This window comes from Rhizobium sp. 01T444 (genome assembly GCF_056398305.1).
In genome coordinates this window covers 14296-38370 of the sequence record NZ_JBFTPD010000035.1, presented here as the reverse complement: position 1 = coordinate 38370, position 24075 = coordinate 14296, and the positions used below count along the sequence as shown (strand labels likewise).

Here is a 24075-nt window from a genome sequence, read left to right as displayed (position 1 = left end):
CGAAGCTATGCTCGCCCTGTTGGGCTGGTCCCAAAACTCTCGCGAAACCGGCGGGAGAAGTGTGAGCGCGACACGTAGCCCGCAGCCTCGGCGGCGGCGATTGCCGTAGCGCCAGATGTGATTGCATGTTGCGCGGCCTTTAGTCGCTCGCGCCGCAAGATTGCGCGGAAGGACGTGCCGTCCGCGGCCAATCGACGTCGTAGCGTGGACGCTCCAATTCCGAGTTTTCCTGCGACATCAGAAACGTTCCAAGCCTCCGAAGGGGCCGTTGCGATCAGCCAGGCGATGTCGTCGGACAGGCTTTGTCTGAAGAGCGGTCGCGCCTCGGCAAGTGGCCGCAATAGCGCCAGTACCTCTGTCAGCCTCAGCCGTTTGATTGTTTCGCCGACGCTGACATCGGCGATCGTGGATGCTGCGTGGCAAATCGTCTCGACGAGATCGATGCTCAGCGGCACGGCGTCGAGATCGACTGCATTATGGGCGCGCTCCGCAACGGAGAGCGGTGGAATGCCCTCCGGCAGGAACGGCACATCGAGCCGCAACGCTGCGTAGACGCCGGTTTTATCGTCTGGAATGTTGACCACGTCCATCGGCACGCCACCGGGCAAGACGAAGAGCGAGCCGGCCGAAAAGGACCGGGTGCGATCGCCAAGCCACACGTCCTTTTGGCCATAGAGCACGACGCAGATCATCGGACAATCAAGTCGAAGAGCTGCCACCCGTTCGCGGTCGAAGCAGCAATAGGCGAAAAGCTGCCCGCCATAGGGATGCATCCCAACATCGAGCTTTCCCGCCACCATGGGGCGGAGTCGATCGAGCAGGCGTTGGGAAAGCTCGGAACGTCGGTCGCGGATCATCATGTTCATAAGCACAATCTATGAGAAGGCGCGGCAAGAAAAAATACCGCCGGTGAGCGTTTCGGGCCCAAGTGATCACAAATCTGGCGCATGCCGAGTGGCCAAGGGCGGCACAAGAAGGATCTTCAAGACAAGGAGACCTTCATGAAGACCTTCAAATTTGCGCTTGCCATCGGGGCAACGGTCGCATCGCTGTCCTTCGCTTCCACGCCGACACGCGCTGCTCCAGACCTTGACCTCTGGCGTCTCGACTGCGGCGACGTCATCGTCAAGGATTTATCGATGTTTTCCGACACCTTCGCTTTTGCCGGCAAGAAGGGCGAGCTGACGGATAGCTGCTACGTTATCCGCCACGGCGGCGACTACCTTCTTTGGGACACCGGGCTTCCCGCCGGCATCGTCGGCAAGGCACCCGATCAGAATGCGCCGATCGGCGTCTCGCTCAAAACCGACATCCCGACTCAGTTGAAACAGATCGGCATCAAACCGGAGCAAATCGCAACCGTCGGCATCAGCCACAACCATTTCGACCATCTCGGGCAGGCTGCGACCTTTTCGAAAGCCACGCTTATGATCGGCGCCGCCGATTGGCAGACTTTTCACGACAATCCTCCGCCCTTCGCGGTCGTACCAGATCTCGTCAAACCCTGGCTCGATGGCAAGGCGAAACTCGACCTCGTGACGGGTGACCGTGACGTCTTCGGCGACGGTTCCGTGATGATGCTGTCGATGCCTGGTCATACGAAAGGGGAAGCCGCCCTCCTGGTAAAGCTTGCAAAGATGGGGCCGGTCCTGTTGTCCGGCGATGTCGTGCATTTCGAGGATAATCTGGCCACCCACGGCGTGCCGGGTTTCAATGAAAACCGTGCCGACACGCTCGCATCGATGGAACGCCTCGAAGCGGTGGCAGCCGGGCTGAACGCAACGCTCGTCATCCAACACGATCCCACTCATATTTCTCGCCTGCCGGCCTTCCCCGAAAGCGCAAGATAAGCGACGCGATCGCCATCGGCACATAATCACAAATGCCACCGGCGTTGACATGCCGGTGGCAGCAACACGGTCGGGCTCGCCAACATCGTTCCCTTGGCAACCGGAGGCCGGCCATCCCTCCTTCACCTCCAGCGGTCCTTTCGGGCTCGAGGTGCTCGGCACTAACGCTCCTTTCGCCCTTTTTCATGCGCTTCATCGAAGCTCAATGTGCGATGGATCCGACGTTCGCATCACCATGGACCCGGCGAACAGGCCACTGGATCGTTTTCAGGCGCTTTGCGCGCAATAGGCACGCCAGCCGCCATAACCAGTGATATCCGGCTGGCCGGCGACGGCCGCACTTTCACAGAGAAAGCCGGTCACCTGCGAACCGTCGTCGAGCGTCAGCTTGCCGACGCCGAGCGGCGCGGGAATGCGACCGATGAAATCGCCGAAACCAGCAACCGGCAGCGCCCAAATTTCGACGACGACCGGCGCGCCGCTTTCAGCGCGGATCAGGCCTGGTTTGGCCGGAACAGTTCCAGTCAGCGCGTAGAGCCTGTAGTCGCTGCTGGTGGCGGTGGACCGGCGGAAAAAGCCGCCGCGTTCGACAAGTTCGTGGTTGAGCGGCATGCCGGAAAGATGGGCACCAACCACGGCGATCTCCCGATAGCCTTTCGGCAGAGGCTGTTCGACGACTTCCGGATACGGGTTGTCGAACTTGGCCAGCTTGAGGCCCGTTGCCTTGTGGAAGGCGGCGGCTATGCCGGCTGCGCGCGCCTCCTCGAAACCCGGCGCCAGGAACGTGACGCCGAGCGGCAGGCCGTCCTTGCGGAAGCCGTTGGGAACGGCAATACCGCAAAGCCCCATGAGATTGACGAAGTTCGTATAGATGCCGAGCTTGCTGTTCAGCTCGATCGGGTTCGCGGCGATCTCCTCCTTTGTGTAGATCGTCGGTGTCGTGGGCACCAGCAGAACGGCGATGTCCTTCCATACGGCGCGCGTGTCGCGCTTGAGTTCGGCGATGCGATGGATTGCCGCGAAGGTGTCGATGGCGCTGAAGTTGCCGGATTTCGAGAGGATCTGCCGCGTTACCGGATGGATTGCATCCCGATACTTCTCCAGCACGCTGTCGAGGCTGAGCGCGCGTTCGGAAATCCAGGGGCCGTCATAGAGAATGCGTTGCGTTTCCTCGAAGGGCGTGAAATCCACCTCGACCTTCTCGCCGCCCAAGGCGATCAGCCGTTCGACAGCTTCGCCGAACAGGCGCTCGGCTTCGGCGTCACCGAAGAAACGAAGCGCATCGCCAGCCGGCACGCCGAAACGGAAGTGCGGCGGCGGCGCGACGGGAGTGAGCTGCACCTCGTCGGCTTCCGGCTTCGAGAAGGGATAGGACGGGTCATAGCCCGCCATCAGCTTCAGCACGCTCATGCCGTCCTCGACCGTCAGCGAGAATACGGAGAGCGTTTCGATGGTCTTTACGCAGCCGCCGCCGGAAACACAGGCATTGCTGACCAGACCGGGCGTCGGCTTGACGCCCACGATGTTGTTGAAGCCTGCCGGTACGCGTCCCGAGCCGGCGGCATCGTTGGCGATGGAAAAACTCGAAAGACCGGCGGCCACGGAAACGCCCGAGCCCGAGCTCGACCCCCCGGAAATGTAACGCTCGTCGAAGACGGAGGAGCAGGCGCCATAGGGTGTGCGCATGCCCACCAGACCGATGCCGAACTGGTCCATATTGGTCTTGCCGATGAGAAGCGCGCCGGCCTCGAAAAGGCGGTCGAGCGCCTGGCCGGAGGAGCGGGCAACATAGGCGGCTTCCTTGAGCGCGTTCGTCGTCGGCAGGCCGACGATATCGTTGCAGTCCTTCACCGAGAAGGGGATTCCCCAGAGCGGTCGTCCATCATGGCCGGCGGCCTCCAGCTCGGCTGCGGCCTTGAGCGCGTTCGCGCGCGACACGAGATAGGTCCAGACGTGGTCGTCGCCGCGTGCTTCTATGCGGTCGTAGATGGCGTTGACGACGCGGGTCGGCGTCAGGCCACCGGTAGCATAAGCCTTGCCGAGCGTGGTGAGATCGAGGCTGCCTGTGGCGTCGGACCAGGTGAATTCTGACATGATGCTACTCCTGAATTGTCGTTAGTGCCGCCAGGACGTCGGCGGTGGCGGCAACCGTGCCGAAAAGGCCGTTGCCGAAAGTTGTGATACGCAATTGCGCGCTGTGGCGCAGGGGCGAGGTGCCCTTGCAGGCATCCGCCACCGTCAGGCACTCGAAACCCATGTCGTTGGCCGCGCGCTGTGTGGCGTGAACGATACCTTCGGTCGGAAGGCCGGTCACGAGCAGGTTGCGCACGCCGCGCTGGCGCAGCTCATCCTCGAGCCCCGTGCGGAAGAATGCGTTGTCGCCACCATGATCGACGAGGATTGCGTTATCGGGCAGCTCCAGCCTGTCGCTCAGCGCCCATTCGGCAGAATGTCTAGCGGGAACATGGTCGCCGAGGAGACGACGGCGAGCCGCTATCGCGCTTTCGGACGGGTCTGCTCCACGGCGGGCGGCAACGACGGTAAGGCCGGCTTTCTTGGCCCCTTCGAGCAGTTCCATGGCGGCTTCGAGCTCCGGCCCGGCCGACAGCGCGGCAATGTTGCCGTTCTGGAAGCCGAGGAGCAGAAGCGCGGTGTCGATCGCCGACCAGACCCCGTCAAAGGGCCAGGAATAGGGATTGGCGGCAATGGCGCCGAAGTTTTTCATGTCGCGCTCAGCCATCGAGCATCTCCAGCATGGCTTTGAACGCAGCCCGGTCGGAGACGCCGCCCCAGCGCCCGCCGAATGCCCCAAGGATTTCGAGGGTCGCCTCGTGATTGGGTGTTTCGACCGCCGCCGTGCAGTCTTCGAGAAGCACGCACTCGATGCCGTATTCGAAACCGTCTCGCAGGGTGGATTGCACGCAACAATCCGAGGTGACACCGGTGACGACAAGGCGAGAGATGCCGCGCTTTTTCAGTTCGTCCGCCAGTTCGGTGCGGTGGAATGACGACTTGCCCGGCTTGTCGATCACCAGTTCTCCCTCGACGGGACTTAGTTCGGGAATGATCTGCCAGCCCGGCTCGCCATGCACCAGGATACGGCCGGTCTTGCCCTGATCGCCGATACCGAGCCCATGGACGCGGGTGCGCCATTGCTTGTTGGCATGCAGGTCCAAAAGATCGGGTCGGTGTCCCTCTCGGGTGTGAATAACGGTGATCTCCGCCGCCCGGGCAGCTTTAAGGACATCGCGGATCGGCGCGATGACGGAGCGGGTGTTGGAGACATCCTCGCCGAGTTGGTCGACCCAGCCGCCGGGGGCGCAGAAATCCACCTGCATGTCGATGATGATGAGCGCGATCTCCGCCCTTGAGACGGGACCGCCGAGCGGCCAGAAGCCGCCGGTTGCCGGACTCGTCACAAGGTTACTCCCGTTTGCGCGTCAAAAACGAGGATGGACGCCGGATCGATGGCGAAGGACACGCTCTCGTCGCGGCTGATGCGATGGCTGCCGTCGATCATGGCCTTCAGCTTCGGCGACGACTTCATCACATCGCGCTCGTCCTCGATCATGTCGGCATGGCCCATGGCGATCTCGCCGGAATCGAGATGCAGCAGCAGGTCGGCTCCCAGATCCTCGACGAACAGGACCCTGGCGGAGAGGGTTCCCGGTCCCGTCGAGCCCGTGGTCACTTTGAAGGCTTCGGGGCGGATGCCGGCGACAACCTTGCCGCCAATGCGTCGGGCCAGCCGGTCCGCCGAGGCCGGAAGCGGGAGCAGGAAGGGACCGATCTGCAAGGCCGGTGCGCCGTCGCGACCAACGAGGGTCGCCTCCATGAAATTGATCGGCGGCGAGCCTATGAAGCTCGCGACGAACATATTCACCGGATTGTCGTAGAGCTTGCGAGGGGCATCGAGCTGCTGCAGTGTTCCCTTGTTCATCACGGCGACGCGATGACCCATCGTCATCGCCTCCACCTGGTCGTGCGTCACGTAGACCGTGGTGACCGCCCGCATGCGCTGCAGCCTCGAAATCTCTGTCCGCATCTGGCCACGCAGTCGAGCATCGAGGTTCGAAAGCGGTTCGTCCATGAGGAAGGCGTTGGGCGAGCGAACCAGCGCCCGTCCCATGGCGACGCGCTGGCGCTGGCCACCGGAAAGGCGCGCCGGCTTCCGGTCGAGGAATTCCGTCAGTTCGAGCAGCGCAGCCGTTTCGCGAACCTTCTCCGCCACCTCCTCGGCCTTGGCGCCGCGAACCTTCAGTCCGAACGCGATATTTTCGCCGACGGTCAGATGCGGATAGAGCGCGTAGGACTGGAACACCATGGCGATATTGCGCTCGCGCGGGGCAAGATCATTGGCGACGGTATCGTTGATCCTGAGCGTGCCGCCGGTGATCTCCTCAAGGCCCGCGATCATGCGCAGCGCCGTGGTCTTGCCACAGCCCGACGGACCGACAAGCACCATGAATTCACCGTCGTTGATCGAGAGGTTAAAGTCCGTCAGTGCTGCGGACTTGCCGCCCGCATAGGTCTTGGACACGTTCTGAAACGAAATCTGGGCCATGGATCTGGGTCCTACTGTACGCCGTTCGTTGCGCCCTGAACGAAGTAGCGATTCATGAACAGCGCCATCAGGACAATCGGAATTGTTGAGAAGTGGGCGAGCGCGCCGAGCGTGCCCCAGGTGATGTCCTTGGTACCGTAGGCGGTCAGCAACGCGACCGATATCGGCTTGGAATCGAGTGTCGTGAGGAACATGGGATGAAGGAAGTCGTTCCAGGAAAACATCATGCAGAACAAGGCGCAGGCGATCATGCCTGAACGGGTGGTCGGCACAGCGACCTTGAGGAAGGCACCCATCTGCGTGCAGCCATCGGTCAATGCCGCCTCTTCCATATCGGGAGGCAGCGACTTGAAGTAGGAGAACATCATCCAGGTCACGAAGGCACAGTTGAGCATGGTGTTGAAAACGATGACCGCCCACCAGCTTCCGAGCAGGCCGATGTCCCGCATGAGCAGATAGAAGGGGATCAGGGCGGCGATTGCCGGGATCATGCGGATCGCCAGGAAGAAATAGGCAAAGCCCGCGGCATACCTGGACTTCGACCTTGCCAGTGCATAGCCCGCGGGAGTGCCGAGCAGCAGCGACAGAAGCGTCGTACCGACGCTGATGACAAGCGACGAGCGCACCAGCGAGAACACGTCGAAAGCCGCAAAGGCCTTGCGGAACTGGTCGAGCGTTGGCTCGAAGAACAACCGCGGCGGCACGGAGAAGATCTGGTTCGAGGGCTTGTAAGCCGTGGAAATCAGCCAGCATACCGGCAGCAGGAAGAGCACGGTAATGGTGAGAATGGTGGTCCGCTCGAGAAAGACGCGTCGTTTGGAAACCATGGCCATCGCATTACTTCCCATTGATCCGTACATCGGCGCGGCGCACCACCAGCATCAGCGCGGTCGCCATCAGCGCTATAAACAGCAGTGTGACGTTGCCGACCGCCGACGCATAGCCGACATTGAAGAATTGCAGCCCTTCCTTGACGCCGAGCATCATCAACGTGTTCGTAGCGTCGTCGGGTCCACCCCCGGTCGTGACGAAGACGGAATCGAACACGCGGAAGGCGTCCATGCTTCTCAGCGTGAGCGCCAGGAAGACCGATGGCAGCATCAAAGGCAGGATAAGCATCCGAAAGCGCTGCCAGGCCGTTGCGCCATCGACCAGCCCCGCCTCCAGCACGTCTGCCGGCAGCGCTTTCAATCCTGCGAGCAGGATCAGCGCCATCAGGGGCGTCCATTCCCAGCAATCGATAAGGATCAGCACCCAGAGCGCCGTGCTGCCGTCCGTCAGAAGGCCGCTGCGCGGCCCGATCCCGGCCTCTGACAGGAAGTAGCCGATCATGCCGTAGTCCGCACCGAGCAGCGCCTTGAAGATCAGGCCGACCACCAGCGGGGTGATCGTGGCGGGAATGAGCAGGAAGGCAAGGACGATGCGATTGAAGCGACTGTCGCGCCACAGCAGCAGCGCAAGGCAGAAGCCGAAAACCAGCTGCAACCCGACGCTGAAGATCGTGAACTGAAAGGTATTGAGAATGGCCTTGCGGGCCGACGGATCCGAGAAGATGTCGAAGTAGTTCTGGAGGCCAACGAACTGGGTGCGGGCCGGGCGCAGAAGATGGTATTTATAGAAGCTGTACCAGATGCCCTGTCCAAGGGGCCACAACCCTACAGCTGCGACATATATGACGGCCGGCGCTGCCATGAGAGATAGGAAAAACCTGCGGCGGTCTGAGAAGCTGTAACGCACAGGTCAACGCTCCACTCTAAATTCGGCAGGTCGGGGGAACAGCCAGCGCCTGTCATATGGCTCGCAACTTTACTCAGGTTGCATTGAAGGTCGGCCCGCCACCCTTTCCTCGGCTGGCGGGCGTCAAAGTCTGTCAGAACAGTTTTTCGGCTGCCGCCTGGGCTTTGTCCAGCGCATCCTTCGGCGTAACCGAGCCAGAGAGCGCCGAGTTCACGGCAGTGCCAAGCAGATCCTGGATTTCCGGATACTGGGGAATGCGCGGGCGGAATTCGCCATTGCCGTGCTCATAAGTTTCCTTCAGAACCGGCAGGAAGTCGAATTTCGCGTTGAGATCGGGGTCGTCGAGCTCGCTCTTGCGGATGAAGCCACCTGCCCCGAGCATGTTGAACTCCTTGTGGACCTTCTTGCTGCTGATCCACTTGACAAAGGTCCAGGCAGCGTCCTGCTTGGAGGCGTCGATGTCGGCATTGATCGACAGGCCCCACCCGCCGACGCCGTATTGCGGCGTCATGCCCGTTGCGACCGGAGCGACCGAAATACCAACCTTGCCGACCACGTTGGAGACCTTCGGATCGGAATAGGACGTCGCACCGACGGACCATGTCTGCATGAAGGCTGCAAGCCCCTGACGGAAACTTTCTTCGCGACCGCCCCAGTCATATTCGATTGCGCCGGGAGGTGCAGCCTCCGTGAAGAGCTGCTTGTAAACCTCGAGGCTCTTGATATTGGCTTCGGAGTTCAGCGCCGGCTGGCCATCCTTGTTGAGAATGGAGCCGCCAAGCTGATTGTTATACTGCATCCAGTCCTGTGCGACCGCAGGCCCCTTCTGGCCATTGGCGACAAAGCCATACTGCTTCTTGGACGGGTCGTTGAGTTTCAGGGCGTCCTGAACAAGTTCTTCCATGTTCGCCGGCGGCTTCAGACCGGCGGCTTCCAACAAGTCCTTGCGATAAGCCAGAACGTTGGCATAGGCCGCAAGCGGATAGGCAACATATTTGCCGTCATATTGCCCGAGGGATTCAAGGATCACCGGATAGATATCGTCGAGATCGAGTTCCGCCGCGTCGCGCTTTACCCTGTCGGTCAGGTCAACCGTATACTTGTTCTCCGCATAGGCGCCGGCCCAAACGATGTCCATGGTGACGAGGTCGTAGCCCTTGGTGTCGCCAATGAAGTCGGCGGTCGTCTTGGTCAGCAGCGTGCCATAGTCCATGATCTCGACCTTGACGTCCGCGCCCGTCTCCTCCTTGAAGGCGGGGGCGAGCGCCTGAAGGACGTTCGCGAAGCCGTCGTTCATGGAGGCAATCGTCAGCGTTACGCCATCGAGCGACTTCGCCTCGGCATAGGCAGCAGAAGCCATGAGCGCGAGCACCGATACCGCCAGCCTGCCTGCTTTAATGGTCATGCATGGTGAGGATAGTTTCATCATGGATCGCCAACCCCTTCTGTTTTTGAACCGGATGAAGGCAGGTTAGCTATGACCGCACTCAAGTCAAACAAAAATTCACATCCATCACAAAAAACATACCGAAGTCTATCTCTGTGATTAATCCTTTTGCAGGATGACCAATGCGTAGCCGCGATCTGATTTATTTTAAGGCAGTAGCGTCTAATTTTTCATCCTATTGTTTTTGCTAAGATATTTTTCCACTCTATATTTCCCCGTTTCGTTCTCAGAAGGGAGCCGCCGTTTGTGTTGCGAAGAAGAGTGCGTGTGCGAAAAAAATGAAAACAACACAATCAAACACTTTACAACTTTCCCCCTCTCGATACCTTGGTGTCGTTTCCCGGAGAAATGTCGCCATGCAGCCATCGATGGATGTTTCAGCCCCACACCGCCCCGCATTTGGTGCCGCGGCCGTTGCCGCACTTGAAGCGCAGGTTGCGCGCGACCTCACAACGATAGAAGTGGGCCTGCGCGAGTGGGTGCCGGAACGACGCCGCACATCCGGCGAGGCGATATCAGATGTCGTCATCGTGGGAGCAGGTCTCTCTGGCCTGTCGGTTGCCTTTGGGCTGAAGCGGCAGGGCGTCCAGCGCATACTCCTCATTGATGCTGCACCGGAGGGCCGCGAAGGACCCTGGATCACCACGGCGCGCATGCGCACATTGCGTTCACCCAAGACCCTCACCGGGCCGGATCTCGGAATTCCGTCATTGACCTATCGGGCCTGGCACGAGGCCACATATGGGCCGCAACATTGGGAGACGCTGGACAAGATCGATCGGATCGACTGGATGGCATATCTCGGCTGGTTCAGATCGGTCCTTGCACTGAATGTTTACAACGATACAAAACTGATCCGGATCGAGCCCGATGAAGGGCATCTGCGCCTCCTTGTGGAACGAGAAGGGGTGCTAGGAGAGCTTTCCTGCCGCAAGGTCGTGCTGGCCACCGGCCTCGAAGGGGCCGGCAGCCTGAACGTGCCGGGCGCAATCCGCGAAAACCTTCCACGTCAGCACTGGACCCATAGCGGTGATGAGATCGATGCCGGCTTCTTTGTCGGCAAACGGATCGGCGTGCTCGGTGCGGCCGCATCCAGCTTCGACTGGGCGGTCGCGGCTCTCGAGGCTGGCGCTGAATCCGTGACGGTTCTGGCGCGCTCGACTGTCCTGCCTCGCACGGAACTGCTTGATTGGTCGAATTTCCCCGGCTTTCTCAACCATTTCGCCGATCTCGATGATCACAGCCGCTACAGATTTACCCGGCGGATGTTTGCCTTCAAGACACCGCCGACCAACGAGATGTTCAACCGCGCCATGGCACATGAGGCGTGCCGGCTGGTGACGGGCGCCCATGTGCGGTCGGTCGCCATGGAGGGCGAGAAGATTTGCATAGAAACCGCGGCCGGCGATTTTCGGTTCGATCACCTCCTGCTCGGCACGGGCTATCGCGTCGATCTTTCATGCCGGCCGGAGCTTTCCAACCTGATCGGTTCGGTTGCGACATGGGAGGACCGCTTCATCCCGAACGAGGGGGAGGATGACCGCGATCTCCTGGCCTACCCCTATCTGGGCCCGGCTTTCGAATTCCTGGAGAAGACGCCGGGCTCTTTGCCGATGCTCGCCAACATCCATGTCTTCAACAATGCGGCGGTCCCGAGCCTCGGGCCTGTATGCAACGGCATCACCGGACTGAAATCTGGCGTGCCGAAACTCGTTGCCGGCATTTGCCGCGGCCTCTTCAAGGCCGATATCGAGCATTTCTATCAATCGCTCGACGGCTACGACAAGATCCATTTCCAGCCCGAATATTGCTTCGATGGCGGCGCTGCCTGAGGCGCCGGCCCGTCATCTGTCCTCAGGGCGCGCGAAGAATGCGCCCGACGTTCAGCCCGTGACTTGTCCCTGAAGGGCATTCGCGTCGAAATCGATCAGCCCCATGCGGCGCGCGGCGACGACCTTGTAGAGCGGATCGCCGGTATCGCGAAACTCCTCGAATGCCGAAAACACCAGCGAATGGTCGTGTTCGTCATTTGAGGCGACGGCAGCGGCGGCAATGATCTCATCCGGCGGCACCGGCACAGTCCGCCATTGGTCGAGAACCTCCGGCGAGGGCAACGCCGGCATGTCAATCTTGGTATAGAGCGCCATGACGACTTCCCAGAAATGCATGGCGAGGCGTTGCGGCTCATCCAGATGGGGACTGACGAGCCGCAGCCAATGGCAGCCGGTGACGGCATGCAGGGCCTCGAAACTCATTGTCGACGCAAAGAGCGCAAGGGATGCGGGACGCATCCGGCCCAGCAGATCCGGCGACGGCGCCAAACGCCCGAGCCGCTCCCGAAACGCCGGAACCTTGTCCATGGCCTCGATCCATTTCCAGAGCAGATAGGTCGGCGCGTCGATATTGCGAAGCCGCGGATCGGCATGCATGTCGAGCAAAAGAGCGACCGGATCGATGACGTCGCGCCGGCGATCGGCCGGAATGGCGTCGTAAGACAGGTAGGTGGCCGCCCAGTAACCGAGCGCGACGGCGATTTCGGTATCGTCGCTGCGAAGCACCGCATAGGCGAGCCTCATCAATCCATGGGTGGCGGAAGCGGCAACGCCGGGAAAGAGGCGTGGCAGGTAGCGCCGGATGGCTGCGTGCCCGCCTATCTCGGCAACGACCCCCTGGAAGAAGCGCCGCAGGTCGCCCTCATGCTCGCGCTGCCCCAGCACCGTTTCCCAGTTCGAGGCATCGAGCTGCCTGACCGGCGCCGCCGGAAAGGGAACGGCATGAATGCGCGTGTAATGCTCCGCATATTCCTCCAGCCGCGCGGGTGAAGCGCCGAGCCGTCCCATGGCTTCGAGCACCATGGGAAGATGGTTGGCAAGCAGGACCGGAAACTCGCCGCTGTGACGGCCGATATCGGCGATCAACGAGGGCAGCCGCTCCCCGGCCGACGGATCGGGATAAATGGCTTTCAAGGAAGTGAACATGATCGCGCGCACCGTTTTTCTGTCCGGAGACTTCTGCCCATCGGAAATGAGCCATAGGGCTCAATTCACGAATAAAGAACAATCTCTAACAAAAAACAACAAATAGCAACCTTCCCTCCCCTGCTCYGGGGGAATTTCCAGCGGATTATCCTTCGCACGATCAATACATGCAATGCGCATTTACGTCTTCAAAGGACAAGCACGTTCTCAGCAAGCAATCGTGATCCGAATTTAGAGGTACTGCGTCGTGGATATGCGGAACTGGCCCGGTCAATTGGCGACGATAATTTCCACGTTTGCGTTGGTCAGCGCCTTGTAGAGATCGCCCGTCGGCATTTCGTCACAGATAAGCGTATTGAACTCCGTCAACGCGGCCACATACACCAGAGACATGTTGTTGAATTTGGTTGAATCGCACAACACCACACGCCGGGACGCTCGTGAAAGATAGATACGCTTCATGTCCGTTTCTTCGAACGAATAGTCGAAGATCCCTTCTGGCGTCAGGCCGGAAACACCGACGAAGGCCACGTCGAACCACAGGGATTCGAACTGACTGACGGCGGAAGAACCGCTCGTGGACATTTCCTCGCCGCGGATTCGACCGCCGGCGAGATAGATCTCCGCTCCCCTTCCGGCCAGATGTGCGGCGCTGCGAATGCTGTTGGTGAAGATCTTCGTATGCGGACGTACCGTCAGGGTTTCCGATACGAAATAGGTGGTCGTTCCAACGTCGAGCGCGATGCTGCGAGCTCCCGCGGCAAGATCGACGGCGGCAGAAGCAATCCGCTTCTTCAGGTTCTCGTTTCGAACAAGGCGAGTTTCGAAGGCTGGCTCTTCGCTGTCGGCACTTTCGCTGACCGGCATCGCCGGCGCACGATCTGGCTTCACCGCGCCGCCATGGGTGCGAATAAGCTTGCCGTCCTTTTCGAGTTCTACGAGATCGCGGCGGACGGTCATTTCCGACACCGAGAGCTGCTGGGCCAGGTCGCTTACGGTCACTGAGCCGAAGCGGCCGATCGCTTCGACAATTGCGGCCTGCCTGACCTGCGCCAGGAATTTGGGCCGTTCATTCGTTTTCAACGCCGACTGTTCCCTCGCCATCTGCCTCTTGTCTTTCGTTTGTCGCCAATGTCCGTTGCGACGAAGATAAAAGCTAGCTTAGCCGAAAGGGAAAGCGTTTCAAACAAAGCTTGTTCGAATCAAACACGCCATGCACAGGCGATTATGATCACCTCTGTGCGGAAGTACAGGCTGCACATTTTGCCTAACGCGTATGACTGGTTGCATTGCCTGTCGAAAAGAGCGCTGCGACGCCGGCCAGCGCGTCGATCGTCAGATCCGGTCGTCGGTCCGTGTCCTCTTCCTCGAGACCGCCGTCCTGCATAGTGAAAAGCACAGAATAGAGACCTGCGGCCCTGGCGGAGACGAGACCGGTGAGACTGTCTTCGACAGCCACGATCGATGCAGGCGAAACCCTCAGGCGTTCTGCCGCGTTGCGATACGGCATGGGCGAGGGTTTGCCTTCCGCTACATCATCGAGGCTGATCGAAAAACGGATGCAGGAGGAAATGCCCATGGCATCGAGATTGGCGTCGACGACGGGCCTGCAGGAATTGGAAACGCATACTTGCGGAATGCCGATATCGGCGAGCATCCGGATGGTTTCGACCGCTCCTGGCACGGCCTGCAGGCTGTGCCGGTTTTCAATATAGTACCGATTGATCGCGTCCAGCCATTCCTGTTCTGCGAGCCCTTGCGGCAGGCGGGAGCGCAACAGCTCCCAGACGTCGCCCATGTGGACGCCGCGAAACGCCATATCCGGAAGATCGGACAGGTCGACGCCGAAACCCCGCGATGCCGCCACAAGTGCGCGATGGTGCAACGGCTCGCTGTCGACCAGCGTTCCGTCGATATCCCACGCAACGGCCAGAAAGCCAGCATCACTCACGAGCCGGCTCTCCAGCGCGGCGCGAGCCGTTCGTAGAGGTCACGGTAGCGGAGGTAACCCTCCCGGTATGAAGCAACGTTCTCGGCCTGCGGCTGCAGGACTTCGGAGAAGGTGACGAAGCGGGTCACGCCCCGCCAGTCGTTTTCAAGGCCGACGCCGATCGCTGCCGTCCATGCCGCCCCGATACAGGAGCCAGGATGACCGGACAGGCGCTGTACCGGCGCATTCAGCACATCCGCAACGATCTGCATCCAGACGGTACTCTGCGATCCGCCATCAGACACGAGGAAGCGCCTGAGATGGTGGCCCATATCGACCAGAACCTCGATATGGTGGCGAATCGCATAGGCATAGGCCTCCAGGAGGGCTCGCCAGAGATGGCCGATATCGTGCGAAAGCGTGAGCCCCTCAATGACGCCGCGCGCTGCGGGATCATGTATTGGGGTCTTCTCCCCGAGCAGATATGGCAGAATGGTCAGCCCGTCCGCGCCTGCAGGTTTGGCAGAAGCCAGGACATCAAGATGCTGATGAAGGCTTCGCCCCGCGGCCCGCGCCGCTTCCCGCTCGCCTCCGGCAAATGTCTCGACGAACCAGTTGAGGGCCGAACCGCCAGTCGACATGCAGCCATTCGGCATGAACAGGCCCGGCACGAGATGGTAGTCCAGAAACAGGCGCGGATCGGGCTTGACGAGATCGGTTGCTGTGAGAATGTCGACCGCTCCGCCGAATTTCAGGAGCACGTCGCCCGCATCAATGACACCTGCCCCGAGCGCCGAGGCGATCATGTCCGCCGCGCCGCCGACGACTGGCGTGCCGGCCGCCAGGCCAGTCTCGCTCGCGCCGCGGGCATCGATCAAGCCCATGATCTCGTGCGAAGCCCGCTTGGGCGGAAGGACGTTTGGCCTGACATGGGCAAGGCGGATCAGGTCCTCGTCGACAAGGCCCGTCGAAATATCCACGAAACCTGCTTCGAGCGCCCAGTTCTGCTCCATGGCCCGGCTGCCTGTCAGGCGATAGTTGATGTAGTCGTAGGAGCCAAACACAGTGGCAATGCAGGAGAAGACGTCCGGCTCATGCCGCTCGATCCAGCGCAGCTTGGCCGTGACGAGTTGTTGGTTGATGCCATTGCCGGCTCGCTTCAGAAAATCGGGCTCGTTCCATTCCTGCCGAAGTTCGGCAACCTCCGCCCCGCAGCGGCCATCGCTCTGCTGGATGCTCGGACGCAGCACGTTACCCTCGCCGTCAAGCAGCACCACCGCCGGCAACATGCCGGTGACGCCGACGGCCTTGACCTCGGACGCTTCGATGCCGCTCGCGTTCAGGAGTTCGGTCACGATGGCGCGCACATTGGCCCACCATTCGGCCGGGTCCTCCTCGGCCCATCCGGCGTGGGGGGAGGAAAGCGTGACCGGTCGGGTAGCGGTCGCCAATATGCGGTCGGGTAGCCCGACCAGGATGCCGATGGTCGAGGTCGTCCCGATATCCAGGCCAAGAACAACGGTCATAAAGCGGTTCCGTCTCAGCGCAATGTTTCGACTACGTCCATGAAGCGTTTGACGCGACTTGCGTCAACCGCATTCCAGGTGTTGCCGTCGACCTTGAAATGGGTGCCGATGACGACACCCTGCGCCATGCCGAGAATATCCCGGACGTTGTCGATGTTGACGCCGGTATTGGCGAAGACCGGGACGTCCTTTATGACGTCGCAGACATCGCGCAAGTCCGACTGATTGGCCGGCTGGCCGGTAATCGGGCCCGAAACGAGAATCGCATCGGCAAGCGAGGAGAATACGGCGCTCCGGGCGCGAAGAGCGATCGGGCGCTGGTCGAGAGAATGGGCAAATTCCGCGTTGATGTTGAACAGCATCTTCATGTCCTTGCGGCCGAGAGTGGCGCGCAGGCGCGCGGCGCCGGCGCAATCCGGCTGCCACAGTCCCATGTCCGAGGCGAACAGGCCCGTGAAGATCTCGCGTACGAAGCTTGCGCCGGTGACGGCCCCGATAGCGACGCTGGCCAGCGGATCCCACAGGTAGTTGACGCCGAACGGTACTTTCAGCGACGGCTTGATCGCCTGCACGATAGCCGTCATGGCCGCGATGCCTTCCGGCGAGCCCTTGAACACATACGGGCGGTCGTTTTCATTGCCGAACATGATGGCGTCCACGCCGCCGGCCTGGAGCTTCTCCACATCCGACATTACACCATCGATCAGTTTCTGGACGCCGCCATCGGCATCATAGAGCGGAGAACCCGGCAGCGCCCCTATATGGGCCATGGAGATCACGACTTTCTTGCGGGCTCCAAAGCAGTCAAAAACCATTTCCAGATCCTTTAGCGGCGTCAGACATTTCCGGGCGAAACGACCCGTCCGGTGTGAGATGTCGAAAGCATAGACAGAGAAACGAACGCAAGCAAACAAAAAAAACATTTGATAAGTTCGATTTTGTTTCTTATCGTGGTGCAGCATAATAAGGAGCAGTCATGACTCATCCGAGTTTCCCAGAACTACGCGAGCGCCGTGCCTTCCTTACCGGAGGCGGTACCGGCATCGGTCTTGCCATCGCAAAGGCGCTCGCACGGCAGGGCGTAACGATCGCCATTGCGGATATCGATGTGCGATCTGCTGAAAAGGCGGCGCAGGAAATCGGAAACGGCGCGATTGCCCTCGAGGTCGATGTGCGCAAGCGCGCGTCGGTGCAGGCGGCTTTTTCGACCGCGCTGGAGAAACTGGGCAGCATTGATATCCTGATCGCCAATGCCGGGGTTTCGACCATGCAGAAGGCGCTGGAACTGACCGACGAGGAATGGGATTTCAACTTCGATGTGAACACTCGCGGCATATTCCTGACCAACCAGATCGCCGGGCGTCATTTCTCGGAACAGGGCCGCGGCTGCATCGTCAACACTGCATCGCTGGCCGCCAAGGTCGGCGCCCCGCTTCTCGCGCACTATTCCGCGAGCAAGTTTGCGGTGCTCGGCTGGACGCAGGCGCTGGCGCGCGAGCTTGCTCCCCAGGGGATCCGGGTGAATGCTGTTTGCCCTGGCTTCGTCAAGACCGGCATGCAGAGCCGCGAGATCGAGTGGGAAGCCACCTTGCGAAGCATCACGCCGGAGCAGGTTTTCAACGAATATGTCGGGCAAACACCGCTCGGTCGCATCGAAACACCTGAGGACGTCGCCGACGTCGTTGTCTTCCTATGCTCTGACAGCGCCCGCTTCATGACCGGCCAGGGCATCAACGTTACCGGTGGCGTCTATATGACGTGATGGGCCGGGACGGCAAGCGGACCTGAGCACAAGCGCAAGGAGATGCCGCCAAACGGGGTACTCCGGTTTCAGAGTTTGTGCAGCTGGGGTAGGCTATCGGATGCCTTCAGCCGCAAGGTGAAGGCCTGGCTGACGCAAAAATAGGTCCGGCTTGCAGCGGTCGAGGCGGTAAAAAATTGTCGGCTTAATAGACAAAAGGCGACCGTTGCGTTTTCAAGGCAATGCCGGAATAAAATTCTTTTGTTGGCGATCGCCGGCGGACGCTTATCGTCGGGAAGCCTTCGCCAACCGTCACTGGCGCTGCTTACGCCCAGCCGAACCTGTCAGATCAGACAGGTGCGAAGCGGGCGGGACTTTTCGGGTCCCGCCTCAACCTTCGAGATGGACGTTAGCGGCCCGCGGGCGTCGGCTCACCGAGCGAGAGCATCAGTCGGTTCGCCCAATTGAAGAAGGCTGCCCCGTGAATAACGTCGGCAATCTCCAGGTCCGACAGCCCCTCCTCCCGAAGACCCACAATATCCTCGACGTCGAACTTCGTGGGCGTTGCAGTGATCGCGACCGATGCCGCGACCACCGCGTTCCAGCGACGGCTGCCGAGATCCACTTCTGTGCCTTCCTTCAGAAGCCGTTCCACGTCTTCGGTCCGCTTGGAGTGATAGGAGGCAAACCGCGAGTGAACGGATGCACAGAAGATGCAGCCATTCGTACGCGAGGCGGCCGTTGCGGCAAGTTCCCTTTCCGCACGAGGCAGGCCGGATGTCGTATTATAAAATATGTCCTTGTCCGTCTTCGTGCGCGCCTCCAGCGTGTCCGGATCTCGGACGAGCAGCATGAAGTATGGAGACTTGGACCGCGCAGCATCCACAAGACCTGCCCAATGCCGGTCTGTAAGATCGGACTCGAAGAGAGGTTCAAGCCAAGGCGTCCAGCCGATTTCATCTTGCGTGAAGACGTTGGGAGAATTTTCGACGTTCGGACGAATAACCGATTCAGTCATATCAAGCTTCCTATTCTGCAGCTGCCGAGGAGGCAGCCTGTCCGGCGCCAGCGGCGCCAAGCGCCTTGAGCCCCTTGATCACCCTGATCTGGAACGAGAGAAACGCGACGATCTGCGAGAGCGTGACGATCCCGGTCGTCGACCAGCCTGCATCCAACAGGCTCTGAAGTGCATTCGGACTGGCGTCGCGTGGACGAAACACCAAGAGATGGGTGTGCTCCAATCCTGCGCTCAGTTTCTTTCCCAATACCGCGCGGCCAAAATCGGACACGGCAAAGACAAGCCCTTCCTTGTTTTCGGGGGATAAAGGACCCTCGGGATAGGAACCATAGGGACCATTGGTCACGCCATGATCCACTTCGGCCCTCACCGCGGCGGAGAGAGAAGATCCGCCGGCCAATTCGTTAAGACCAGCATCGTAAAACCCGCTCGCTTCGTCGGCCTGGTGGAGCCTCGCGACGAAAGTGGCGAGTGCCAGTCGCTCTCCACGCGTAACATCGCCTTCTTCGCGGGGCTCGAACAGCGCCAGATAGCTCTTCTGCGCATTGAGCCTGGTTTCCGGCCGCTCGGCACGAATTCGATCCACGAATGAGCCAGGTTCTATCCCGGCCAGAAGTTCGATCACATCCTTTGACGATGACTTCGATGACGACATGGAATTTCCCTCCAATGAATTAGGCTGTAACAGCGTGACGCTGCGGTTGAGAATTGCGCGTGGCGCCCAGCCATCCGAGCGCCGGTGCGACCTCAGTTGCGATCAATTCCAGTGAGCGCAGGATGCAGGAATGAGGCGGATCGACCGAATGGACCTGGAAAACGAGATCGGTGACCCGTGCGAGCGACTGATCGGCCTTTAAAGAGGCAATCACGTCATCAGGCGTCCCGACGTGGACGTCGAAGGCCTTGATGAGCTCTGCGGTCGTCGATGCGTTGACCTTGTGTCCGTTGGCGATGAAGCGCTCGACGCTGCGGTTGAGACCGATCTCGGCGAAATGAAGTGCCTCTTTGCGGTCGTCTGCGACGAACAGGCTTCGAGAGCCCAGGATGCGCGGCGCACGCCCCTTTGGGAGGGCAGCCAGATAGGTGTCGATGATCGGGTTCTGCAACTCCCAAAGTTCCGCTTTCGGCGTCTCGGCCGGCCGGGGTTGGGTGCGTGACAACATCAGACCATCGCCATCTCGCCCTGCTCGCTCACCGCCGCCCACAGAAAATGTTGCCTGCCAGACACGATCGCCGAGGTCCCCGCCGGCGGGATAGAGATAATTATCGCCGGCAAGCGCCCTGCCCGCCCAAGCGTCACGAACCGTTGCCAGATGCCTGGCGTAGACGGATCCGCGATCACTGCTTTCCAGTCCGAACGGCAGGAAGGATTGAGGCGTCCCGCCAGTGCCGAAGCCGACCTCGAGGCGACCGTTGGAAAGCAGGTCGAGAACGGCCGTGTCTTCTGCAACACGAACCGGGTCTTCCATAGGTAGGGTTATGACACCTGTGCCCAAGCGGATGCGCGAGGTCCTTGCGGCAACATCGGCCAGAAACACCAGGGGGGCTGGCAAACCGCCTTCATCGCCATTGAAATGATGTTGCGCCACCCAGGCAGTGTCGAAACCGAATGCCTCGGCGTGAATAATCTGCTCGGCCACAAGCCGGTAACGGGTGGCAGGGTCCGCCTGATCAAGCACTCGGCTGAAGAAGCCGAGCTTTTTCGGGATATCTGTCCGGGTCATGCTATTTTCCTGCATTAGACGTCGTTGGCTGAATGGCACGGTGAACAAGTTTCTTGCCTGGGATCGCGTCGATCAACTCGCGCGTATAGGTGCTCTTCGGATTGCGGAAGACCTCCTCTACGGGTCCGCTATCAACGACACGTCCGCTGTTCAGGACCGAGACGGTGTCGGCGATCTGCCTGACCACAGCGAGATCATGGGAAACGAAGAGATAGGTCAGACCGAGGTCGCGCTGGAGCTCGTCGAGCAAGGCAAGGATCTGCGCTTGCACGGTCACGTCGAGGGCCGATACGGCTTCGTCGAGTACAAGAATTTCCGGTTTCAGCACCAAGGCGCGGGCAATTGCAACGCGTTGGCGCTGTCCACCCGACAATGCTCGAGGCCGGCGCTGCAGGACGTCGAGGGGCAAGCCAACCCTCTCGATTGTCGTTGCCACGCGTCTTGCCCTTTCGTCTTTGGACAAAGGCTCGAAGTTTAAAAGCGGCTCTTCAACAATACGGAAGATGCTCTGGCGGGGATCGAGGGATCCAAACGGGTTTTGGTAAACCAGCTGTATCTTCTTGCGGAATTGTCGCAGGGTCTCCCCGCGCAGAGTGGCAAGGTCGAGACCATCGACAATCACCCTCCCCGATGTCGGCTTCTGAAAGGCCGAAACAATCCGGATCGTGGTGGTCTTGCCTGAGCCAGACTCGCCGACAACCGCGTGAGTGGTTCCACGGCGAACCCGGAAGGAGATGTCATCAACTGCACGAAAGCTATCGCTCTTGCTGAGACCGAAGTCCTGGACAAGGTTCTCGACAACAAGAACGTCGTCGGTTGCGGGCCCGCTCAGGTGCCTGGCTTCTGTGCGACGCGTCTTCAAGTTCAAGGACGGGACATCCGCAAGAAGCTGTCTTGTGTAGGCGCTTTTCGGGTTTGCGAGGATGTCGGCTGTGCGGCCCTGTTCCTGAATGCGGCCTTGCTTCAGGACGATGAGCCGGTTCGAACGATCGGCCGCCACACCGAGATCGTGGGTGACCAGAAGCACCGCCGTCCCGAACTCGCTGCGCAATTCGTCGATGAGATCAAGGATATGCTTCTGCACTGTGACATCGAGTGCGCTGGTCGGCTCATCGGCGATGATCAGAGCCGGCTTCAATGCGATCGCGATTGCAATGAGAACGCGTTGTTTCATGCCGCCGGAAAGCTCATGGGGATATTGCTGCGCGCGAAGCCTGGGCTCCGACAAGCCGACCCGTTCCAATAGCTCGATCGCCTGCGAATAGGCGACGGGCCCGGTTGCATGGCCATGAATGGCAAGGATCTCCGCAACCTGCTTGCCGATTGTCTTGACCGGGTTCAGCGCGTTTCCGGGATCCTGCGGGATCAGGCTCACAATCGAGCCACGGATCGCGTCGAGGCGCTTTTGCGGCCAGGCGGTAACATCCGTTCCATTGAGCCGGATCGTACCGCTGATGATGCGGCCATTGTCGGCGAGCAGACCGATGATCGCCTGAGCCGAAGAGGTTTTCCCAGAGCCGGACTCACCGACCAGCGCGACCACTTCACCGGCAGCCACTTTGAAATCGATCTCATGGACGGCCACACGGACCTGGTCACCATCTTGATATCCGACTGTCAGCCCCGATATGTCGAGGACAGGTTCCGATCGGGCGCTGCCGTCGACAGGGTTGGAGAGAGGGCGGTTCATCGAGATCCCTTTCCGATGGCTTGGCTGATGCGGTTTACCGATAACACCACGATGACAACGACGATCCCCGGGGCGGCCGTCAGCCACCAGGCGGTCGCGACATAGTTTCGTCCTTCGGCAATCAACAGGCCCCATTCTGGGGTCGGCGGCGGTGCACCGTAGCCGAGGAAACCGAGCGTCGACAGTTGCAGGATCGCCCAACCGATCTGCAGGGCGGTGTAGGCAATGACGGAGGTCAGGGAGTTGGGGAGGATGTGCCGCCAGAGCACTTTCAGGAAGCTTCCACCACTGCCGAAGGCCGCCTCGACATAGTCGCTTCGTCTGACGGTGACGACTTCCGACCGAACCAGACGGGCAAAGCTCGCGATCGAGGTCACGCCGACTGCTATCGCAGCGTTTATCGTGCCGAAGCCCAGGAGAATGATGATGCTGAGCGACAACAGGAGCACGGGAACGGAGAGCAGGACATCGACGATCCGCATGACGATAGTTTCAACCCATCCACCCAAGGATCCGGCAAGAAGCCCAAGTGTTGTTCCGACAACCAGCCCGATGCCAACCGCAGCGAGTGCCCCCGACAACGAATGGACCGCCCCGTAGACAAGCCTGGCATAGAGATCACGACCCAGAGAATCGGTGCCAAGCAGATGGAGCGCACTTGGTGGCTTCAACTGCTGACGTGGAATCCCCTCGATCGGATTGTAGGACGTGAACAGGCCGGGCGCGATGGCCCAAAGCAGAACGATTGCGAGCACTAATGAGGCAAGCAACAGGCCTGGTTCAATAGCAAGACGCCGCTTTCGGTTGATCGACTTTGTATCGCCAAGAGCATCCCGGCTCGCCGGTGCCGTCCAGTCGACCGGATCAGGGCTATCGATATTGAAATGACGTTCGGGCGCTTCGACGTGGCTCATCAGGCGTCCCCCAGCTTTGTTCTCAGGCGCGGATCGAAGACCGGATAGAGGAGGTCCACGGCCAGATTGATAGCGACGAAGGCTGCAGCGGAGATAACGACGATCGCCTGCAAGATAGCGACATCCTGGAAATTGACAGCCTGCTCTGCGAGGCTTCCGATGCCGTTACGACCAAATACGGTTTCCGTGATGACCGCTCCGGCAATCAACTCTCCGAAGAGGAGGCCTGCCACGGTCATCACGGGAAGCAGGGCGTTTTTGGCCACATGCCGCCACAGGACCCAGACATGTGAAGCCCCCTTGGCGCGGGCGACCGGAACGAACGGGCGAGTGAGCACCTCATCGATGTTGCGCAGGAGGATCTGGGCGAGAGGCGCGGAAATTGGAACGGCAACGGTCAGGACAGGCAGGATCAAGCCTTGCCACGGACCTGGATTGATGACCGGGACAAGCCGGAAGCGGAACGAAAAAATCTGGATCAGCATGATTCCGAGCCAGAAGGTCGGAACCGAGATGAAGAGAGAAGGGATCGAGTGCGCCAGCGATCGAAGCCATCTCAAGGGCGGCAGGTTTGCAAGTATCGCAATCAAGACTGACAGCAGGATGGCGCCAAGAAGACCCAGTCCGGCAAGCCAAAGGGTTGGCGGAAGATTGGTCGCGATTTGATCCCGCACCGCGACGCCAGCCTGCAGCGAATAGCCGAAGTTTCCGGTGAGAAAATTGCCGATGGCATGGAGATATTGCGAAAAGATCGTCCCGTCCGCCGCATAGGCGGCGCGGATGTCGGCAATCTGTTCGGGGCTCAGTCCGTAGTCCGGGTTCTGAAACTTGATCAGGACCGCGTCACCGGGCAAGGCCTGGAGCAGGACGAATGAAACGGTAAAGGCAGCCCATAAAACGAGCAATGCCTGTCCGATCCTCGAGAAGAAATATTTAGCCATGACGATCTCCAAACC

At 60.3% G+C, this 24075-nt stretch carries 22 protein-coding genes; 3 read left to right on the top strand and 19 right to left on the bottom strand.

Annotated features, from left to right (window positions below; genetic code table 11):
* Positions 1-5: 5 nt before the first annotated feature.
* The gene (locus AC1DTN_RS31785) at positions 6-866 is read right to left on the bottom strand and encodes a helix-turn-helix domain-containing protein (RefSeq protein ID WP_477924132.1); all 861 of its coding nucleotides are present in this window, start codon (positions 864-866) and stop codon (positions 6-8) included.
* 135 nt (positions 867-1001) lie between these two features.
* Between AC1DTN_RS31785 and AC1DTN_RS31780 the strand changes: the two genes are divergently transcribed.
* On the top strand, positions 1002-1850 hold the full coding sequence (locus AC1DTN_RS31780; protein ID WP_477924131.1) for an N-acyl homoserine lactonase family protein: 849 nt from the start codon (positions 1002-1004) through the stop codon (positions 1848-1850).
* 267 nt (positions 1851-2117) lie between these two features.
* Here AC1DTN_RS31780 and atzF read toward each other — a convergent pair whose 3' ends face one another.
* The 7 genes from atzF to AC1DTN_RS31745 form a co-directional block, all read right to left on the bottom strand.
* Entirely contained in the window at positions 2118-3944 is a 1827-nt protein-coding gene (atzF, locus tag AC1DTN_RS31775) for an allophanate hydrolase (RefSeq protein WP_477924129.1), read from the bottom strand.
* A gap of 4 nt (positions 3945-3948) precedes the next feature.
* Positions 3949-4590 (bottom strand): cysteine hydrolase family protein, encoded by a 642-nt coding sequence (locus AC1DTN_RS31770; protein WP_442206564.1) that lies wholly within the window; start codon positions 4588-4590, stop codon positions 3949-3951.
* The gene (locus AC1DTN_RS31765; RefSeq protein ID WP_477924128.1) at positions 4583-5269 is read right to left on the bottom strand and encodes a cysteine hydrolase family protein; all 687 of its coding nucleotides are present in this window, start codon (positions 5267-5269) and stop codon (positions 4583-4585) included. The genes AC1DTN_RS31770 and AC1DTN_RS31765 overlap by 8 nt, the downstream gene beginning before the upstream one ends.
* A complete protein-coding gene (locus AC1DTN_RS31760) occupies positions 5266-6414 on the bottom strand; it encodes an ABC transporter ATP-binding protein (RefSeq protein WP_477924127.1) in 1149 nt (382 codons plus the stop codon). The genes AC1DTN_RS31765 and AC1DTN_RS31760 overlap by 4 nt, the downstream gene beginning before the upstream one ends.
* 11 nt (positions 6415-6425) lie before the next feature.
* Positions 6426-7247 carry a carbohydrate ABC transporter permease gene (locus tag AC1DTN_RS31755; RefSeq protein ID WP_007814701.1) on the bottom strand — a complete coding sequence of 274 codons (822 nt, stop codon included), beginning with the start codon at positions 7245-7247 and terminating at the stop codon, positions 6426-6428.
* A 4-nt stretch (positions 7248-7251) separates the two neighbouring features.
* Positions 7252-8151, bottom strand: coding sequence for a carbohydrate ABC transporter permease (locus AC1DTN_RS31750; protein WP_439018334.1), 900 nt, complete (start codon positions 8149-8151; stop codon positions 7252-7254).
* A 133-nt stretch (positions 8152-8284) separates the two neighbouring features.
* Positions 8285-9580 carry an ABC transporter substrate-binding protein gene (locus AC1DTN_RS31745; protein ID WP_477924125.1) on the bottom strand — a complete coding sequence of 432 codons (1296 nt, stop codon included), beginning with the start codon at positions 9578-9580 and terminating at the stop codon, positions 8285-8287.
* 374 nt (positions 9581-9954) lie between these two features.
* On the opposite strand from AC1DTN_RS31745, the gene AC1DTN_RS31740 reads away from it, so the two are divergent.
* Positions 9955-11430, top strand: a complete 1476-nt coding sequence (locus AC1DTN_RS31740) for an FAD-dependent oxidoreductase (protein ID WP_477924124.1) — start codon at positions 9955-9957, stop codon at positions 11428-11430.
* 51 nt (positions 11431-11481) lie between these two features.
* Here the strand turns inward: AC1DTN_RS31740 and AC1DTN_RS31735 are convergent, their stop codons facing one another.
* The 5 genes from AC1DTN_RS31735 to AC1DTN_RS31715 all read right to left on the bottom strand — a co-directional run bounded on the left by AC1DTN_RS31735 (position 11482) and on the right by AC1DTN_RS31715 (position 16847).
* Complete coding sequence (locus AC1DTN_RS31735; RefSeq protein WP_477924122.1) at positions 11482-12576, bottom strand: questin oxidase family protein; 1095 nt, start codon at positions 12574-12576, stop codon at positions 11482-11484.
* Between the two features lie 270 nt (positions 12577-12846).
* A complete protein-coding gene (locus AC1DTN_RS31730) occupies positions 12847-13680 on the bottom strand; it encodes a DeoR/GlpR family DNA-binding transcription regulator (RefSeq protein ID WP_113320784.1) in 834 nt (277 codons plus the stop codon).
* A 163-nt stretch (positions 13681-13843) separates the two neighbouring features.
* The gene (locus AC1DTN_RS31725; protein WP_477924121.1) at positions 13844-14527 is read right to left on the bottom strand and encodes an HAD family hydrolase; all 684 of its coding nucleotides are present in this window, start codon (positions 14525-14527) and stop codon (positions 13844-13846) included.
* On the bottom strand, positions 14524-16032 hold the full coding sequence (locus AC1DTN_RS31720) for an FGGY-family carbohydrate kinase (RefSeq protein ID WP_113320782.1): 1509 nt from the start codon (positions 16030-16032) through the stop codon (positions 14524-14526). Before AC1DTN_RS31720 ends, AC1DTN_RS31725 begins: the two co-directional genes overlap by 4 nt.
* A gap of 14 nt (positions 16033-16046) precedes the next feature.
* Complete coding sequence (locus AC1DTN_RS31715) at positions 16047-16847, bottom strand: BtpA/SgcQ family protein (RefSeq protein WP_442206559.1); 801 nt, start codon at positions 16845-16847, stop codon at positions 16047-16049.
* Positions 16848-17008: 161 nt separating this feature from the next.
* Between AC1DTN_RS31715 and AC1DTN_RS31710 the strand changes: the two genes are divergently transcribed.
* Entirely contained in the window at positions 17009-17794 is a 786-nt protein-coding gene (locus AC1DTN_RS31710; protein ID WP_025669357.1) for an SDR family NAD(P)-dependent oxidoreductase, read from the top strand.
* A 388-nt stretch (positions 17795-18182) separates the two neighbouring features.
* Here the strand turns inward: AC1DTN_RS31710 and AC1DTN_RS31705 are convergent, their stop codons facing one another.
* The 6 genes from AC1DTN_RS31705 to AC1DTN_RS31680 are packed head-to-tail and all read right to left on the bottom strand — an operon-like array spanning position 18183 to position 24060.
* A complete protein-coding gene (locus AC1DTN_RS31705; protein WP_477924119.1) occupies positions 18183-18791 on the bottom strand; it encodes an alkylhydroperoxidase domain protein in 609 nt (202 codons plus the stop codon).
* 10 nt (positions 18792-18801) lie between these two features.
* The gene (locus AC1DTN_RS31700) at positions 18802-19446 is read right to left on the bottom strand and encodes a CMD domain protein (RefSeq protein ID WP_113320779.1); all 645 of its coding nucleotides are present in this window, start codon (positions 19444-19446) and stop codon (positions 18802-18804) included.
* A 19-nt stretch (positions 19447-19465) separates the two neighbouring features.
* Entirely contained in the window at positions 19466-20515 is a 1050-nt protein-coding gene (locus tag AC1DTN_RS31695; RefSeq protein WP_477924118.1) for a putative FMN-dependent luciferase-like monooxygenase, read from the bottom strand.
* Between the two features lies 1 nt (position 20516).
* On the bottom strand, positions 20517-22205 hold the full coding sequence (locus AC1DTN_RS31690) for a dipeptide ABC transporter ATP-binding protein (protein WP_113320777.1): 1689 nt from the start codon (positions 22203-22205) through the stop codon (positions 20517-20519).
* Complete coding sequence (locus AC1DTN_RS31685; protein ID WP_477924115.1) at positions 22202-23119, bottom strand: ABC transporter permease; 918 nt, start codon at positions 23117-23119, stop codon at positions 22202-22204. The genes AC1DTN_RS31690 and AC1DTN_RS31685 overlap by 4 nt, the downstream gene beginning before the upstream one ends.
* On the bottom strand, positions 23119-24060 hold the full coding sequence (locus AC1DTN_RS31680; protein WP_113320775.1) for an ABC transporter permease: 942 nt from the start codon (positions 24058-24060) through the stop codon (positions 23119-23121). Before AC1DTN_RS31680 ends, AC1DTN_RS31685 begins: the two co-directional genes overlap by 1 nt.
* Positions 24061-24075: the final 15 nt, after the last annotated feature.